We start from the raw sequence: 16,439 nt of genomic DNA on the forward strand, positions 1-16,439 counted from the left end.
GAGAGCCTCCCGTGGTCTGCACGGCCCGCCCATTCCGGCCGCGCTCTTATGACAACTTATTGACTGAAGTATGGCGCGGTTGTTTCATCGGCGCACACCCCTCGTTCACCACCGCCCGGGACCTCGACGCCCCGTGGCATGGCGAGGCCAGGTTTCCGCCACGAGAAGGAGCACGCTCCATGGCTGCTGTCACCCCCGAGACGAAACCCCCCGCCCCGGTCATGCGCCGCACCCTGGGCGTGCGCGACGGCATCGCGATCGCCGCGTCCAGCACGGCGGCGACCACCAGCATCGGGATCGGGATGGGCGCCCTCGCGATGTACGCGGGCCGGCACACGCCGGGCCTGCTGCTCGTCGCGGTCCTGCCGATCCTCGGCATCGCGCTCTCCTACGCCCGGCTGAACCGCACCGAGCCGAACTGCGGCAACGGCTACACCTGGGTCGGCCGCTCCATCGGGGCCTGGCCCGGCTTCCTCACCGGCTGGGTGGTGCTGGTCGCCAGCATCGTCTTCATGGCGTACACCGGCGCGGTGACCGGCTCGGTGATCCTCCAGTTCGCCAACAAGCTCGGCCTCCACTCCTTCCTGGGCATCGCGCTGGACCCCGGTTCCACCGGGATCAGCACGGTGATCGGCCTGCTGGCCCTGGTCGCGGTCACCGTCACCGCCGTCACGGGCGTGCGGTCCGCGACCCGGCTCCAGTGGGCCCTGCTCGTCTTCGAGTACGCAGTGCTCCTGGTGTTCTGTACCTGGGCGATGGTCTCGGGCGACCAGCCCTTCTCCTGGGACTGGCTCAACCCGCTCGCCATCGGCTCCGGGCAGTCGCTCGCCCAGGGCCTGGTGCTCGCCGTCTTCGTCTTCTGGGGCTGGGACGCGGCGTTCAGCGTCAACGAGGAGGCCAAAGACCCCGCCGACGTCTCGCGCGGCGGGTTCATCGCCCTGCTGTCCATGGTCGGCCTGCTGGTGTTTGCGGCCGTCGCCTTCCAGCGGGTGATGGACAACGACGAACTGATCGCCCAGGGACCGCAGGCGCTGACCCACCTCGGCCTGATGCTCGCGCCCGAGCCGTGGGCGTCGCTGCCGCTCGCCGCCCTCATGTGCTCCGCGTTCGCCTCGCTCCAGTCCTCGGTCATCCCCACCGCGCGCGGCGCCCTCGCGATGGGCCGCGACCAGACGCTGGGACGGGTGTGGACGAGGATCCACCCCCGCTACGGCTCGCCCGCCGTCGGCACCGTCCTGATCATGGCCACGGCGGCGGCCGTCGCGGTCCTGGCGGTCGGCATCCCCAGGATCAACCTCATGATCCTCACCGCGGTGAACTCCATCGGGCTGATCGTGTCCCTGTACTACGGCCTCACGGCACTGGCCTGCGCGGTGCGCTTCCGCGGCGCGCTGCGCGAGGGCCCGGTGGAGGCCCTGCGCAGCGTGATCGTCCCCGCCGCGAGCGCCCTCATCCTGTTCGGCCTCGGCCTCTACCTCGGCTACCGCTACGCCACGATGAGCGACCACTTCGAGGCCACCCCGGACAACGGCTGGTTCATGCTGCTGATCCCGGCGCTCATCGTCCTCACCGGCCTGACCGCCGCGGCCGTCGCCAAGTGGTACCGCCGCTCGCCCTACTTCACCACCGGCCGGGGCACCGACGCCGACGCCCTGTCCCTGCCGATGGACGCGTCCTGACCCGGGCCGGGGCGTACCCCGTGCGAGGGGACGCCCCGGCAGCCCTTCTCCCCCCAGCACCTCCGCACCGAACCGCTCTGGAGCCGTCATGCCCGCCCCCACCACCGCCGACCTCGTCCTCACCGGCGGCCGCGTCCACACCGTGGACCCCCTCCGGCCCTACGCGACCTCGGTCGCCGTCATCGGGGAGCGGGTCGTCGCCGTCGGCCACGACGAGGTCCGCGACCTGATCGGACCCTCGACCGAGGTCGTGGACCTGCACGGGCGGCTGCTCGTCCCCGGCTTCCAGGACGCCCACGCGCACCCCGTGGGCGCGGGGGTGGAGATGGGGCAGTGCGACCTGTCAGAGTCCGCCGACGCGGGCGCGTACGCGAAACGGATCCGCGCCTACGCCGACGCCCACCCCGACCGCCCGTGGATCACCGGCGGCGGCTGGTCCATGGAGGCGTTCCCCGGCGGAACACCCGACCGCGCGCTGCTGGACTCCGTCGTCCCCGACCGGCCCGCCTACCTCGTCAACCGCGACCACCACGGGGCCTGGGCCAACACCCGCGCCCTGGACATCGCCGGGATCACCCGCGACACCCCCGATCCCGCCGACGGGCGGATCGAGCGGGACGCCGCGGGGCAGCCCACCGGGATGCTCCAGGAAGGCGCCATGCGCCTGGTCGCCGACCACGTCCCCGGCACCACCCCCGACGAACAGCTCGCCGGCCTCCTGCGCGCCCAGGCCGTGCTGCACTCCCTCGGTGTCACCGCCTGGCAGGACGCCCTGCTGGGGGACCACGCCTCGACCGCCGACCCCGCCCCCGCCTACCGGCGGGCCGTCGAGCAGGGCTTGCTGACCGCACGGGTCCGCGGGGCCCTGTGGTGGGACCGCGCCCGCGGGACGGAGCAGCTGCCCGAACTCGTCGCCAGGCGGGAGAAGTTCACGCTGGGCAACCTGAACTGCCACACCGTCAAGATCATGCAGGACGGCATCGCGGAGAACCACACCGCCGCGATGCTCGCCCCCTACCTCACCGCGTGCGGCTGCGCCTCGGACAACTCGGGGATCTCCTTCATCGACCCGGAGGACCTCGCGGCCATCGTCACCCGGCTCGACGCCGAGGACTTCCAGGTCCACTTCCACGCCCTGGGCGACCGGGCCGTCCGCGAGGCGCTCGACGCCGTCGAGGCCGCCCGCCGGGCCAACGGCCGCCGGGACAACCGGCACCACCTGGCCCACCTCCAGGTGGTGCACTCCGCCGACGTCCCGCGGTTCCGGGCGCTCGACGCCTCCGCCAACATCCAGGCGCTGTGGGCCGCCCACGAGCCGCAGATGGACGACCTCACCATCCCGTTCCTCGGCGACGAGCGCTCCGCCCGCCAGTACCCCTTCGCGGACCTGCTGCGCAGCGGCGCGCACCTGGCGGCCGGCAGTGACTGGCCGGTCTCCAGTCCCGACCCGATCGCCGCCCTGCACACCGCGGTCAACCGCCACCAGCCCGGCTCCGACCGGCCGGTGTTCCTGCCCGAACAGCGCATCGGCCTCACCGCGGCCCTCGCCGCCTACACGGCCGGCAGCGCGTACGTGAACCACCTCGACGGCACCGGAACCATCACCCCGGGCAAGCTCGCCGACCTCACCGTCCTCGACCGCGACCTCTTCGCCCGTCCGCCGGAGGAGATCGCCCTCGCCCGCGTGGAGCAGACGTTCGTCGGGGGCCGCCGCGTGTATCACGCTCCAAACGCCTGATCCTCTCCGCACCCGCGGCTGGACCGGGTGGTGGCCGCGGGTGCTTCGAGGACCGATGCGTCAGCGAACGGGGCAGCTGCTCCGGTGTCCGGCCCTACGGCGCGAGCGTGTTCTTGGGACAGCCGAGTTCGAGGGCGATGCCGTCCCATATGCGTTCATGTGCGATCGTCCGCGGGAGCCCTGGTCTGTCAATCAATCAAGGATGCTCCGCCATCCGCGCAGCGATGCAGCGGAAGAACCTGGTCGCTCTCGCGCCTGCGGGGATGCTCCGTTCCGAGGCGTCGACGACGCCATGCCCGCCTGACGGGCGTCAGGAGCGGAGCGGCTCGCGGCTCGCTTCATCGCATAGGAACTGAGGGAAGAAGGCATGCTTTCTTTCAGATTTTGAAACCGTCTGGTCGACACGGAGAGTCACTGATTCGCCGGGATCTAATGATGGAGGGGGATCTAGGGTTTGGCGCTGCACTTGGGCCGCGGCTGACTGCCGAGCAGTGAATGCGTCCGGTGGGGCCTCCCCTCTCATCACTCGGACAGAGGCCCCCTCACGGTGGGGCGGTACGTACCGCCCCACCGCCTCGTCGCTGCGGATCGAGGCGGACCGAACCGGATTCAGCAGAATGCGAATGTCCGCCTTTGCAGCGTTCGTGGGCCCGGTGCCACGCCGGGTATGTGCTCTGGCTCCTTGACCGCCCTGACCTGCCTAACACCCGTCATGTCTGGCGGACCTGGGTGACAGGCGAGGCTGCGGCGTTGATGTGACCGGGGGACGGTGCAGGGAAGGTTCCCGTGATCATGGAGTGCTCTGCGTCCTTTGACCTGCCTGGAAGACCGTGCCTGCCGACGTATCATCCCTGGTTCCGCCTGCCCTTGACCGGCTCCGCGAGCAGTCCGACGTCGGGCCCGGGGAGGTGCCCGGCCTGCTGGAGCGGCTGGCTCGGGTGCCGGATCCGCGCGATCCGCGAGGTGTGCGCCATGCCCTGGCCGTCGTGCTCACGCTGACCGCGTGCGCGGTGCTGGCCGGCGCGACCTCGCTGCTGGCGGTCGGCGAGTGGATCGCGGACGCCCCGCCGCACGTGCTGGAGCGACTCGGCGTGCGCCCCGCTCCAGTACTGCCCCGGAGGCTGGTGCCCTCGGAGGCGACAGTCCGCCGGCTGCTCGCCCGCATCGATGGTGATGCCCTGGACCGGGCGGTGGGCGGATGGCTCGCCGACCGTCGGCCCGAGAGCACCGGGCTGTGCGGCCTGTCTGTGGACGGCAAGTCCCTGCGCGGCGCGGCGAAGGCCCGGGGACGGAGGATCCACTTGCTCGCCGCGGTGGAGCACACCACCGGGCTCGTCCTGGCCCAGCTCGACGTTGGCGAGAAGACCGGTGAGGTCACCCGCTTCCAGCCGCTCCTCGACACCGTCGCCGACCTGGCCACAACCGTGGTCACCAGCGACGCGCTCCATACGCAACGCGAGCACGCCACCTACCTTTTGGGCCGCGGGGCCCATTACATCGCGATCGTCAAGGGCAACCAGAAGAAGCTGCGCAAGCAGCTGAAGTCTCTTCCTTGGAATGACATCCCGTTGCAGGGCCGCACCCGAGGCACCGGCCATGGCCGCGCGGAGATCCGCCGGACCAAAGTCGTCACCGTGAACAACTTGCTCTTCCCCGGCGCTCGCCAGGCCGTCCAGATCAAGCGCCGCCGCACCGACGGCAAGACCGGAAAGATCACCATCACGACCGTCTACGCGGTCACCAGCCTGACCGCCGAACAGGCCACCCCACTCCAACTCGCGAGATTGATCCGCGGCCACTGGAAGATCGAGGCCCTGCACCACGTCCGCGACACCACCTTCGCCGAGGACGCCTCCCAGCTGCGGACCGGCAACGCACCCCGTGCGATGGCGACCTGGCGCAACCTCGCCGTCGGCGCCTTACGGCTGAGCGGCGTCAAGAACATCGCCGCCGGCCTCCGCCACAACGCACGCGACATCCGCCGACCTCTCGCACTCCTCGGCCTCGCGTGATCACAAAACGGACGCCTGCCGACTACGCCGAAGCCCTGCCCAGGAGCCCGGCAAGAGCGACATGCGCTTATGGCTGCGAGAGCACTACGAAGAGATGCACGATCTTGCCAACTACCACGCCCGAGTGGTGACCACCAACAGCGGTGTCGATGCGGTCAATATGGCGATCATTGACGACACTGCGGTCCTGTTGCTCCTGACCGCGGATGGATCTTTCATGAGCGGACACAGCCTGGAGACGGCTGAAGCCGTCAATGCCTTCAGGGACTACTACAGGTCTTGGTGGGCATCAGCGGAGCCTTTGGAGAGCTACGCGCAGCGGACTGACCTCATGGCTCCCAACCACTGAGCTTCACGGAACTGCGGACAGAGCCATTTTCAGGCATCCGCATCACCATCCCCGCGGGTGCGGGGAGCAGTCCAGCCATGTCTGGAGCTGGAGCGCGTACTTGGGACCATCCCCGCGGGTGCGGGGAGCAGCCTCTCAGCGGTCGGCCGCCGTGCCGGGACCGGGGACCATCCCCGCGGGTGCGGGGAGCAGCCTCTCGGCGGTCGGCCGCCGTGCCGGGACCGGGGACCATCCCCGCGGGTGCGGGGAGCAGCCAGGGTCAGGACCGGGGGTGTGTCACCTGACGGGACCATCCCCGCGGGTGCGGGGAGCAGATCGTGTCGTAGTAGACCGTCAGTTCCTCGTGGGGACCATCCTCGCGGGTGCGGGGAGCAGATCACCGACGGCCAGGACCTCACCTCGACGTCGGGACCATCCCCGCGGGTGCGGGGAGCAGCCCGGCAAGGAGCCCGTGCCGCAGCGTGCTCGGGGACCATCCCCGCGGGTGCGGGGAGCAGTCGAGGTTCGTCTTGGCCTTGTCGAGGCTGGCGGGACCATCCCCGCGGGTGCGGGGAGCAGTGTGTGACCGTCCACGGCCCGGCTGGCGTGCAGGGACCAGCCCGCGGGGATGGTCCCTGCCTGCGAGCCTGGCTCCACACCGGCGACTGGTGCACTCCCCGCGCCCGCGGGGATGGTCCCTCCCGCGTAAGCCACCGAAGGTGACAACTGGTGTGCTCCCCGCGCCCGCGGGGATGGTCCCGACATGAGCAACGAGACCGTCATCACCGTGGTGTGCTCCCCGCGCCCGCGGGGATGGTCCCGGTCAGTGCCGAGGCCTTGACGATCCCGCTGAGTGCTCCCCGCGCCCGCGGGGATGGTCCCGCGGAGAAAGACGCCTTCCTCAAGGCGGTGAAGTGCTCCCCGCGCCCGCGGGGATGGTCCCTGCCCATTGCGTCACGCCTGCGTACCTGAATTGTGCTCCCCGCGCCCGCGGGGATGGTCCCGGCACGGGGCGGCACGGGGGCCGTGTCGATTTGTGCTCCCCGCGCCCGCGGGGATGGTCCCGCGCTCAGCGACGGGGCCGTTGTCGACGCTGCGTGCTCCCCGCGCCCGCGGGGATGGTCCCGACGGCACCGTCACCCTCACCCCGGATGAGGTGTGCTCCCCGCGCCCGCGGGGATGGTCCCAGCCCCTTACCGGCGAAAGAGGAACAGTCGGAGTGCTCCCCGCGCCCGCGGGGATGGTCCCGTGTGGACCGAGGACGGCGCGTCGGTCTCCGTGTGCTCCCCGCGCCCGCGGGGATGGTCCCTCCCACCGCCAGTTCGGGTCGTCGGGGCCGGTGTGCTCCCCGCGCCCGCCGGGATGGTCCCTGCGCGTACCACGCGCCGCCGACGGTAGCCCGGGTGCTCCCCGCGCCCGCGGGGATGGTCCCCGGGCGGCGATCTTCTCGTACTCGGTGTCGGTGTGCTCCCCGCGCCCGCGGGGATGGACCCGTTTTCGTTGCTTCCCCGGAGGGACCCCCGGAGGGGTTGGAGGGGTTACGGCGGAGAGGGCAGAATTCGCACCTGCGTGGACCCAGAGGGCCCGACCGGATCAAGCGACCTGGGTGTCACCAGATCGAGCAGCAGACTGCGCAGCAATGGCTTCCCGCAACCGGGCCGGGCCCTGGGGACGTCGCCGTCCCGAGGCCCGTGACGTCGGGCCCAATCTCGGTCGGGAGCCCCAGCGCGTGAGCCGTGTCATCGTGCGGCCTCGCCCACCGGGTCGGCGACCTGTGGCTGGGAGCCGGTGGACGGCGGTTCCGCCGAGGGCGCGGTCGCGGCAGGGGCCGTCGGCTGCGGCATGGTCCTCACCTTCCGCACGGGGGAAAGGAGTACGGGCAGCGCGCACGCCGGAGCCGCTAGGGCGCAGACGACCACGGTGTCGTGAAGGCCGAGTCGATCGGCCAGCAGTCCGCCGGCCGCCGCGCCGAGTGGCATGGTGCCCCAGATGAGGAAGCGGTTGGCCGCGTTCATCCGGGCGAGGAAGCCGTCGGGAGTCGTAGCCTGGCGGAGGCTGACGGCGTTGACGTTCCAGACGCTGACGCCTGTGGCGGTGAGGGTGAAGCCGAACACGAGCCAGGCGGTGGTGCCTGTGCGCGGCGCGCAGGCGACCAGCAGGAAGCCGCCGTTGAGGGCCGCGCCGAGGACGATAGCGGGCCCGACTCCCATTCGTGCGTTGAGGCGCGGTGCCAGGAGCGAACCGGCGAGGTAGCCGAGACCGCGAGCGCCAGGACCGTGCCCACCCTGGCCGCGGACAGGTGGAGCTCTCGCACGGCGTAGGTGAGGAAGACCGCCAGGAGCGCTTCGGTCCAGAAGTTGAGCCAGGCCGCGCCGATGGCCAGGGGGCGGATGTAGGGGTGGTTCAGGCAGAACCGTATCCCTTCGCCGATCTGGGTAAGCGTGCCGGCGGCCCGTTTGGGGGCGGCGGGGGCGGGCAGCGGCGGCAGGCCGCGGAGTAGGAGGGCGGAGGCCAGGTAGCTCAGCGCGTCGAGCGCAAGTGCGAAGGGCGCGGTGAGCAGTTGGACGAGCGTTCCGCCGATCGCCGGCCCGGAGGTCTGGGCTGCGGCCCGGACTGTCTCGAGCCGTGCGTTCGCCGGTGCTATCCGGTCACCGTCGACCAGGGAGGGTAGGACCGACAGCGAGGCGATGTCGAAGAAGACGCTGAGCACGCCGACCCCGAGTGCGACGAGGTAGAGCTGCGCGAGGGTCAGCGCCCCAGCCATCTGCGCCGCGGGGAGGCTCGCCAGCAGCACGGCGCGGCCCAGGTCGCAGGCGACCATCAGGGTGCGCCGCGGCCACCGGTCGGCCCAGGCGCCGGCCGGGAGGCCGAGCAGCAGGAACGGGGCTGTACCTGCCGCCGTCAGCAGCGCCGCCTCAAAGGCCGAGGCATGCAGGGCGATGAGCGCGGTCAGCGGCAGAGCCAGCACCGACACCTGGGTGCCGATCAGGCTCACTCCGGATGCTGCCCAGAGGGCTCGGAATCCGGAGTCGGACCATACCGGGTGCCAACGCATCGGCGGGACGTCCTTTCGGAGCGGTTCGAAGGATTGACACCGTAGGATCCGAGCCAGATGGTGTCAATTGAACAGTATTGACGGGTTCAATCACGCGAAGCGGTGATGAAAACACCGTTACGAAGGGCGCCACCTCGACCTGTTGGGCTGTTCGTCGGTGTTTGACATGGCGGCAATCGGCGACTTTGATGGAGTCAATCTGCCCGGCTAGAGGTGAGGATCTGGTGGAAACGGTGCGTGGTACGTGGGATCCAGGCCCCCTCCCCGAAGGGCGACCCGCATACGTGGGGCTCGCGGACCGGCTGGCCGCGGACATCGCGCGCGACCGGCTTCGGCCCGGGGACCGTCTGCCGACCCACCGGAGCCTTGCCCGTACTCTCGGCGTGACCGTGGGCACCGTGGCCCGCGCATATGCGGAGGCCGAGCGGCGCGGTCTGGTCGCGGGTGAGGTGGGGCGGGGAACCTTCGTCCGATCCGGCTTCGGCCTGGCCGGCACCCCGGTCTCCGGGACGGTCGACCTGGCCTCACTGCACCCGCCAATCACCGGCGGCGTCGACCCTTCCGCTCTGCTGGGCGCGACGCTCAGCGCACTGGCCGCCGATCCGGAAGCGCTGCGGTCGGTGACTGCGACCGAACAGAGCACCGACGCGTCGGCCCACCGTGCAGCCGGGGCCGCCTGGGCCTCCCACGCCGGCTTTCGGCCGGCGCCCGAACGTGTGCTGCTGACCGCGGGCGCGCAGCACGCCCTCACCATCACGCTGCTCGCACTCGCAACGGGAGGCACGGTAGCGACGGCGCCCCTGACCAACCCCGGACTGATCGCGGCCGCCCGGCACCTGGGCGTGCCGCTGACCACCGTCGACTGCGACGACGACGGAATGCTCCCCGACGCACTGGCCCGCGCCTGCGCCGCGGACCGGGTCAGGCTCGTGTACCTGCAGCCAACACTGGCCAATCCGGACGGCCGTACGATGCCGACCGCCCGGCGGAGCGAGCTCGCCGAGGTGTGCGACCGGGCGAACGTCTGGGTGCTGGAGGACGACCCGCTCGGACCGCTCGCCGCCCCGCGCCCCGGGCCGCTGGCCGCACTGCTGCCGCACCGTACGTGCTACGTGTCCAGTGCCGCCAAGGTGCTCACACTCGGACTGCGGATCGGCGTGGTCGCCGCCCCCGAGGCGGCCCACACCGACCTGGCGGCCGCCCTCCGCGCGACCACCTGGCTCGCGGCCCCGCTCATGGGCGAGATCCTCACACGCTGGATCGACGACGGCACTGCCGCGGCCATCACCTCCGCCCGGCGGACCGCCGTCGCGGCGCGCACCGCGATGGCCGCAGGGATCCTCGCCGACCTCGGCGCCCGGATCACTCCGGCCGCTCCCCACCTGTGGCTGCCTCTTCCAGAGCCGTGGACGGTCGGCCAGTTCACCGCTGCTGCCCGCGACGCCGGCGTTGTGGTGTCACCCGGAGACGAGTACGTAGCCGTCCGGCGCCAGGCCGCCTTCGGTGTCCGCGTCGGCCTCAACGCCGATGCCGACGACGACACCCTGCGCCGGGCGCTGATGACCCTGGCGAAGCTCATCCACAGCCGACCGGACACCGCCGGCCTCGGCTGACGACCGGCCACCCGCCACAACCAGTCCTGCTCCAACACCCTCTGCTTGTCGGACGGTCACCGGGGCCGACGCGTAGACGGCCACTTCGATCGACACCGAGGAGAAACCCCCATGCCGAGCACGGTCGTATCCCCTCGCCCGGGACCTGTCCCACCCACCCACCTTCCTTGTTCTTCCTGCTGCGGGGCGTGGTCCAGGGGCGTAGAGGGGATGTCGGCCTCCCGACCAGGGCGTGACCAGCGTGGTGCCTGCGGGTTTGTGGGCGGGCTCGCCCCGCCCGGTCCCGCTGTCCACGCTGGTCGCGGTCGCAGGAAGCCGCTGGACGGTGGAGGAAATGCTCCAGAGCTCGAAGACGCTCGCGGGGCTGGACGAGCACCAGGTCCGCCGCTGGAACTCCTGGCACCGCTGGGTCACCCTGGCCCTCCTCACCCACGCATTCCTCGCCGTCACCGCCGCCCTCGAACGCCGCGACCAAACACCAATCGACGACAAGAAAGGAGTTTTGCGGTTTGCCAGCGTCCGTGAAAGTGCGGAAAGCAGCGCTTGCTGGGGTGTAGAAGCGCAAGTCATGCAGTCGGCTCCCCACATGAGGGGCATGGTCCGGCGCCGGCTGGCGGCGTCACGGTCCCGATCGACTGCGGTCCCCGCGAAATCCCGTTCACGCGAGCTCGCGCATCCGGCGGATCGGGCTCGCGAGGAGGATCGCTGGGCTCACCGTGGAGACCACGGCCATGAGTGCGAAGGAGACGCGGGTTCCCCACAGAGCGGCGGCACCTCCCGCGGCTAGCGCGCCGAATGGGACGGCGCCCCAGGAGATGAACCGGACCGTCGCCATCACGCGCGGCAGCAGCTCGGGGGGTGTGGCGGTCTGCCGGTAGGTGCGCGTCACGATGCTCGTCACCACCACGGCCCCGGCGAAACCGGCGTTCCCCAGGGCGAACAGGCCGAGTGCCACGGAGTGGCCGGACAGCGGCATCAGCGCCGCGAAGCACGGGGAGACCACTGCGGCCCAACACAGCGCCCGGCCGCTGCCCAAGCGTGCCACGATCCGGGGTGTCAGCGCCGCACCGACCAGGGTGCCGAGGCCATCGGTCGCGATGAGTATCCCGACCAAGGCGGGCGGCGCATCGAGGGTGCGGACCAGGAAAACCGGGGTGAGCGCCATCAGGCCGCCGCAGACGAAGTTGACGGCGGTCGCGTCCGCCGCGCAGGGGCCGATGACAGGGTGGCGGGTGACGTACCGCCAGCCTTCACGGACCATCTCGCCCATGCCGCGGCGCGGGCCCTCCTGCGCGGGGTGCGCAACCTGCGGCAGGCTGCCCATGAGCGCGGCCGAGACGAGGTAGCTCACCGCGTCGACCACGATCGACGTTGCCGCGCCGAGCAGTTGGACCAGCACGCCGCCGAGGGATGGGCCACCGAGTTGGGTCGCCGCCCTGGTTCCCGAGGTGAGGCTGTTCCGGCTGGTGAGCTCCTCCTTGCTGACGATGGAGGGCAGGAAGGTCGAGTTGCCGACGTCGAAGACGACGGACGCCAACCCGACCACCAGGGCCACGACGATCAGGTGTGGCAGGGTCAGGACGCCGAGCGCGGCAGCCACCGGCACTGAGGCCACCGTAGCGGCCCGGACCAAATCCATCGCCACCTGCGTCCCGCGCATGGGCAGACGATGCACGAGCACTCCGGCCGGGAGGCCGATCAGGAGCCACGAAGCGAAGGAGGCGGCCGTGATCAGGCTTACCTCGAATGCCGAGGCATGCAGCACCAGTACGGCGAGCAGCGGCAGGGCCACCGCTGTCACGGCGTCGCCGATCCCGCTCGCCGTGGACGCACCCCAGTAACGCCAGAACGCCGCCACGCGCGATCTGCTGTCCGGCTGTTTGTCTTTCTCTCCCCGCCCCTGCACTGCCGTCGTCATGCCTGCCCCCTGCGACCGTCGAGTGAGTCTCTTTAGGGAACTGACTATACTCATGGATTATGCGGTACACAGAGCTCGGCGACCCGGACTGCGCGATCGCGCAGGCGCTGGCGGTGGTCGGTGACCCGTGGACGCTGCTGCTCATCCGCGACGTCGCGGGCGGGACGCACCAGTTCGAGGCGCTCCGGGACGGACTCGGCATCAGCCGCAAAGTACTGACAGAGCGTCTGAAAAACCTTGTCGCGGACGGGGTACTGGAGAAGCGTCTCTACAGCCCCCACCCTCCCCGGTACGAATACCACCTGACGCCAGCCGGACGCGGCTTGCTACCGGTCCTCGTCACGCTCCAGGATTGGGGCGCCCGCCATGTCATGGGCGACGGCGCCCTCTCGGCGACCAGCGCGGCCGACTCCGCCGAGACCCGACGCGTGCACGCCCTGGTAGGGGGTCGGCTCCCCGAGCTCGAACTCGCCGGCCCGGGAGGCGTGCCGGTCGACCCAGTCTCCACGGGCCGGGCGTGGACGGTCCTGTACTGCTTCCCCGGGGCTTACGCACCCGGCGGGCACAACTACCCACCGGGCTGGGGCCAGATCCCGGGCGCCCGCGGCTGCACGCTGGAGTCGTGCACCTATCGCGACCGGATGGCGGCCTTCGCCGAGCGCGATGTGGAGGTGCACGGTGTCAGCACGCAGCGCCCCGACCAGCTCGCCGCCTTCGCGGAGCACGAGCGGATCGCATTCCCGCTCCTGTCCGACGCCGACCTGCAACTGGCCGCGGCGCTGCGGCTACCCACCTTCCGCGCAGCGGGTGTGGACCGGCTCAAGCGGCTCACCCTCGTCCTCGACTCCTCCCGCACGGTGCGCGGCGTGCTATACCCGCTCAACGATGCGGCGGGTTCCGTCGACGACGCCCTGGCGCTCGTCGACTCGCTGGCCGGGGCGTGACAGGCCTTCCGGACCTGACGTGCTTGCCGCGTACGATGGCTATTCCTCGCACCCCTGTGATGCGGGTCAGCTGGGTGAGCTGCTCCCCGCGCATGCGGGGATGGTCCCCGACCACCCTGACACGCTCGCCTCCCGCCAGACCCTTGCTCACTGGCGGGGAGGAGGCAGGGGATGTGGCGAGTGTCGCAGACGCCTACGGCGAGCTGCTGGACGACGTGGTGTGAGTACTGGACCCGGACCACCGCTACATCTCTATAGCGAGCCAAAGCCTCACCTACTGGCACGAGCGGGCGGGTGAGGCGTCAGGCAGGGATGGCTGGCATCAACCAGCCGGGAAACTGTCTGCGGACTGCAGGTTCGATCGGGTCGTACAAAGTCCGCCGCCGGAGCACGTAGGCGTCGAAGGTTCTGAGAGCACCGCCAGCATTTCGCATACGTACGGGTCTTGCGCGGCTTCTGGGGAGGGTTTGTAAAGTGTTCAACTGCCCGTGGCGTGTGTCCGGGTGTCTGTCGTGAGGGGATCGTCGCGTGAGCCAGCACCAGCCCGGACCGTGGTCTGTCCGCTCGCCTGAGCCTGTCCGCATGCCTGATATCCGCCCGCTGCACAAGCGCAAGCGCGTATGGGTCGGCGGTTTCGTGCTGCTCGCGGTCGGCGCCGCGTTCGGTGGTGGTAATTCCAGCGCGGCCAGTCCCGCGCCGCGCCCTACGGTCACCATGACGAAGACAGCAGCACCGGCGCCCACGGTCACCATGACGGAGACGGCAGCACCGGCGCCCACGGTGACCGTGACGAAGACAGCCAAGCCCACGCCGGCGGCCACGCACAAGTCAAGTGCCGGCTCCTCGGGGAGCGGCAGCGGCGGCTCGTCGTCAGGCGGTTCGTCGTCAGGCGGTTCGTCGTCAGGCGGCTCGTCGTCAGGCGGCTCGTCGAATTCCGGCGGCGACACGTCCCACCCGGCCGGGGTTACCGCTTTGTGCAACGACGGCACCTACAGCTACGCCGCCCATCACCAGGGAGCCTGCTCGCATCACGGCGGTGTCGCGGTCTTCTACAGGTAGCAGGCGCCGCGGCGCGGCTGCTGAAACCTCAGCGCTGCGGCTGCGGTCGGGGGAAATGGGGCAGCACCGGGGCAGGCGTGTCGGCTCGCCAGGTCCTCGCGGGTGGTGCGGACCCGAGCGCGCCAGGCCGTGTTGGGCGGCCGGGGTGCGAGGTGGCAGCGGAGCCGTCGTTGTCGAGAACAGCGCGCCTTGCCTGAGGAAAGGCAAGAACGGAGAGGAACCATGGCTTTCGGCTTTCGTGTGGGTGTGCCGGGGATGAGTGTGCGGGTTTCGACCCGGGGCGTACGCACCTCCGTCGGCCCCCGCGCGGCGCGCATCAGCATGGGCAGCGGCGGCACGCGGATCTCTTCTGGAGTAGGCCCCTTCTACGCCTCCAGTTCCCTGGGCGGAAGCCGCCGCAGCGCCAGCACGACCCGCTCGCGGGCCGTCGCCCCATCAGCAGCGCATCTGGACCGGGCCCGCCGGCAAGCCGAGCGGGCCCAGCAGGAGGCGGAACGCGATGCGGCCATCGCCCAGTTGAAGGAGCTGCGGCAGCAGACGACCAGTGTCCACCTGCAGTCCTTCACGCCGGCCCGGCCGCCGGTCGTGCCCGGGCCTCCGCAGCTGAGTCTGGCCTGGGCCCTGGCAGAGGCCCAGGCCCACCACCTGGCGGGGCTGGGGGTCTTCGCCCGCGCCGAGCGGGCGGCGGCCAAGCGGAAGGCCGCGGAAGACGCCCCCGCCTACCTGGCCGCCGAACAGGCCCGCCTCCACGCCGTCCACGGCCATCTGGCCGCCGAAGCCGATCAGTGGTGGCAGGCCCTGATCGCCAACGACGAGGAGACCGTGTGCGAGGCGCTCGACTACGCCTTCTCCGACAACCCCGCCGCAGGCTGCGCGGTGGGAGTCGACGGGGCCGTCCTGTCCGTGGTGATACGGCAGCAGGACATCGACTCCCTGCCCGACCAGACGCCCGGAGTCACCCCCAGCGGGCGCCCCACTCTCAAGACCCTCAGCAAGCGCGACCGCACCCTGTGGTGGCTCACCTCTATGGGGTCGAACATCGTGGCCACGCTCAAAGAGGCATTCGCCGTCGCGCCCGGGATCACCGCCATCGACCTGGCCGTGCTCACGCGCCTGCCGAACACCCAGCGCCTGGGGTTCGTGGCCTACGGCCGCTGGACGCGCCAGGCCATCGAAGCCGGCCCGTGGCGGGAGACGACCGACGCACTGCGGTTCCTCGACATCGGCCAGGACGTCGCCTGCGCGGTCACCACCACCGCCTCCGGGAACCTCTCCAGCGCCATCAAGCCCCTGGACACCAGCCGGCTGCCCGGCCTGCAAAGTCTCCTCGACCACGCTCAGGACGACGCCGGACCCGGCGATGCGACCCTTGCCGGCCTCGACGGAGACCTGCGCGCCAGCGTCCCTGCCGCGCCCTCCGCTCCCCCGCCGGATCACTACCGGATCCGCCCCTTCGCCGAGTGGAAGAGCCAGACCACTGACCGGACGCTGCCGCCCGCACCCGCTGCGCCGACCCGCACTCCTGCGCTGCCGACCCTCCCTGCTGCCACCGCGCTCGCGCCAGGAGAGAATCTGGTGCTGCCCGAAGAGGCCTGGCAAGGGCTGCGCATCGCCTTCCGCTTCGCCGGCGCCGTCGCCGACCTCACCCTCTTCCTGACCGACACGGGCGGCCAGGTCACCTGCGATGAGGACTTCGTCTTCTACAACCAGCCCTCCGCCGCCCAGGGCGCGGTCCGCCTGCTGGGCAAGCAGACCGACGGCCCGCACACCATCGAACGCGCAGCCCTCCACCTCGCCGCCCTGCCCGCCCACATCCAGCGCATCACGATCGCCATCAACATGGACGTCGACGCCGGCCTGACCTGCGGGGCCCTCACCCACGCAGCCCTGTACATGGAGTGCGCCACCGGGGCCACCTGGACCTTCCAGCCCCCCGCCGACCCCGACATCCGCGCCATGGCCATCGCCGAGCTGTACCGGCACACCGCCAACGGCCAGCCCGTCTGGAAACTCCGCGCCATCGGCCAAGGCTGGACCGACGGCCTCGACGGACTCGCCCGGGCCCACGGCGTCAACGTCACCTAGTTGTGCCG

The 16,439-nt window shown here is 71.0% G+C and carries 11 protein-coding genes, 1 pseudogene and 2 CRISPR repeat arrays; of the genes and pseudogenes, 9 read left to right on the top strand and 3 right to left on the bottom strand.

From position 1 onward, the window contains the following. Nucleotides 1-179 precede the first annotated feature (179 nt). The 4 genes from ABZ876_RS32680 to ABZ876_RS32695 all read left to right on the top strand — a co-directional run bounded on the left by ABZ876_RS32680 (nucleotide 180) and on the right by ABZ876_RS32695 (nucleotide 5,778). A complete protein-coding gene (locus ABZ876_RS32680) occupies nucleotides 180-1,679 on the top strand; it encodes an APC family permease (protein ID WP_361788731.1) in 1,500 nt (499 codons plus the stop codon). 88 nt (nucleotides 1,680-1,767) lie between these two features. After that, the gene (locus ABZ876_RS32685) at nucleotides 1,768-3,417 is read left to right on the top strand and encodes an amidohydrolase (protein WP_361788732.1); all 1,650 of its coding nucleotides are present in this window, start codon (nucleotides 1,768-1,770) and stop codon (nucleotides 3,415-3,417) included. Between the two features lie 830 nt (nucleotides 3,418-4,247). After that, nucleotides 4,248-5,429 carry an ISAs1 family transposase gene (locus tag ABZ876_RS32690; RefSeq protein WP_361788733.1) on the top strand — a complete coding sequence of 394 codons (1,182 nt, stop codon included), beginning with the start codon at nucleotides 4,248-4,250 and terminating at the stop codon, nucleotides 5,427-5,429. Between the two features lie 94 nt (nucleotides 5,430-5,523). Beyond that, nucleotides 5,524-5,778, top strand: coding sequence for a hypothetical protein (locus tag ABZ876_RS32695; RefSeq protein ID WP_361788734.1), 255 nt, complete (start codon nucleotides 5,524-5,526; stop codon nucleotides 5,776-5,778). A 41-nt stretch (nucleotides 5,779-5,819) separates the two neighbouring features. Beyond that, a CRISPR array of direct repeats spans nucleotides 5,820-6,336; the repeat unit is 29 nt; unit sequence GGGACCATCCCCGCGGGTGCGGGGAGCAG. Between the two features lie 28 nt (nucleotides 6,337-6,364). Next, nucleotides 6,365-7,250: a CRISPR direct-repeat array (repeat unit 29 nt; unit sequence GTGCTCCCCGCGCCCGCGGGGATGGTCCC). A gap of 246 nt (nucleotides 7,251-7,496) precedes the next feature. Here ABZ876_RS32695 and ABZ876_RS32700 read toward each other — a convergent pair. Continuing rightward, entirely contained in the window at nucleotides 7,497-7,772 is a 276-nt protein-coding gene (locus ABZ876_RS32700; protein WP_361788735.1) for a hypothetical protein, read from the bottom strand. After that, on the bottom strand, nucleotides 7,769-8,812 hold the full coding sequence (locus ABZ876_RS32705; protein WP_361788736.1) for an MFS transporter: 1,044 nt from the start codon (nucleotides 8,810-8,812) through the stop codon (nucleotides 7,769-7,771). The genes ABZ876_RS32700 and ABZ876_RS32705 overlap by 4 nt, the downstream gene beginning before the upstream one ends. Nucleotides 8,813-9,096: 284 nt before the next feature. Here ABZ876_RS32705 and ABZ876_RS32710 point away from each other — a divergent pair, with 284 nt between their 5' ends. Next, a complete protein-coding gene (locus ABZ876_RS32710) occupies nucleotides 9,097-10,425 on the top strand; it encodes a PLP-dependent aminotransferase family protein (RefSeq protein WP_361788737.1) in 1,329 nt (442 codons plus the stop codon). A gap of 268 nt (nucleotides 10,426-10,693) precedes the next feature. Further along, nucleotides 10,694-10,873 (top strand): annotated as a pseudogene (locus ABZ876_RS32715) (IS701 family transposase); the annotation flags it as partial. Nucleotides 10,874-11,083: 210 nt separating this feature from the next. Here ABZ876_RS32715 and ABZ876_RS32720 read toward each other — a convergent pair. Next, the gene (locus tag ABZ876_RS32720) at nucleotides 11,084-12,343 is read right to left on the bottom strand and encodes an MFS transporter (protein WP_361788738.1); all 1,260 of its coding nucleotides are present in this window, start codon (nucleotides 12,341-12,343) and stop codon (nucleotides 11,084-11,086) included. A 59-nt stretch (nucleotides 12,344-12,402) separates the two neighbouring features. On the opposite strand from ABZ876_RS32720, the gene ABZ876_RS32725 reads away from it, so the two are divergent. From ABZ876_RS32725 to ABZ876_RS32735, 3 genes are all read left to right on the top strand, one after another. Beyond that, on the top strand, nucleotides 12,403-13,287 hold the full coding sequence (locus ABZ876_RS32725; RefSeq protein WP_361788739.1) for a winged helix-turn-helix transcriptional regulator: 885 nt from the start codon (nucleotides 12,403-12,405) through the stop codon (nucleotides 13,285-13,287). Between the two features lie 582 nt (nucleotides 13,288-13,869). Next, nucleotides 13,870-14,346, top strand: coding sequence for a DUF3761 domain-containing protein (locus ABZ876_RS32730; RefSeq protein ID WP_361788740.1), 477 nt, complete (start codon nucleotides 13,870-13,872; stop codon nucleotides 14,344-14,346). Nucleotides 14,347-14,601: 255 nt separating this feature from the next. Then, entirely contained in the window at nucleotides 14,602-16,431 is a 1,830-nt protein-coding gene (locus ABZ876_RS32735) for a TerD family protein (protein ID WP_361788741.1), read from the top strand. Nucleotides 16,432-16,439: the final 8 nt, after the last annotated feature.

Origin of the sequence: Streptomyces sp. NPDC046931 (assembly GCF_040644655.1) — a bacterium.
Taxonomy (GTDB): domain Bacteria; phylum Actinomycetota; class Actinomycetes; order Streptomycetales; family Streptomycetaceae; genus Streptomyces.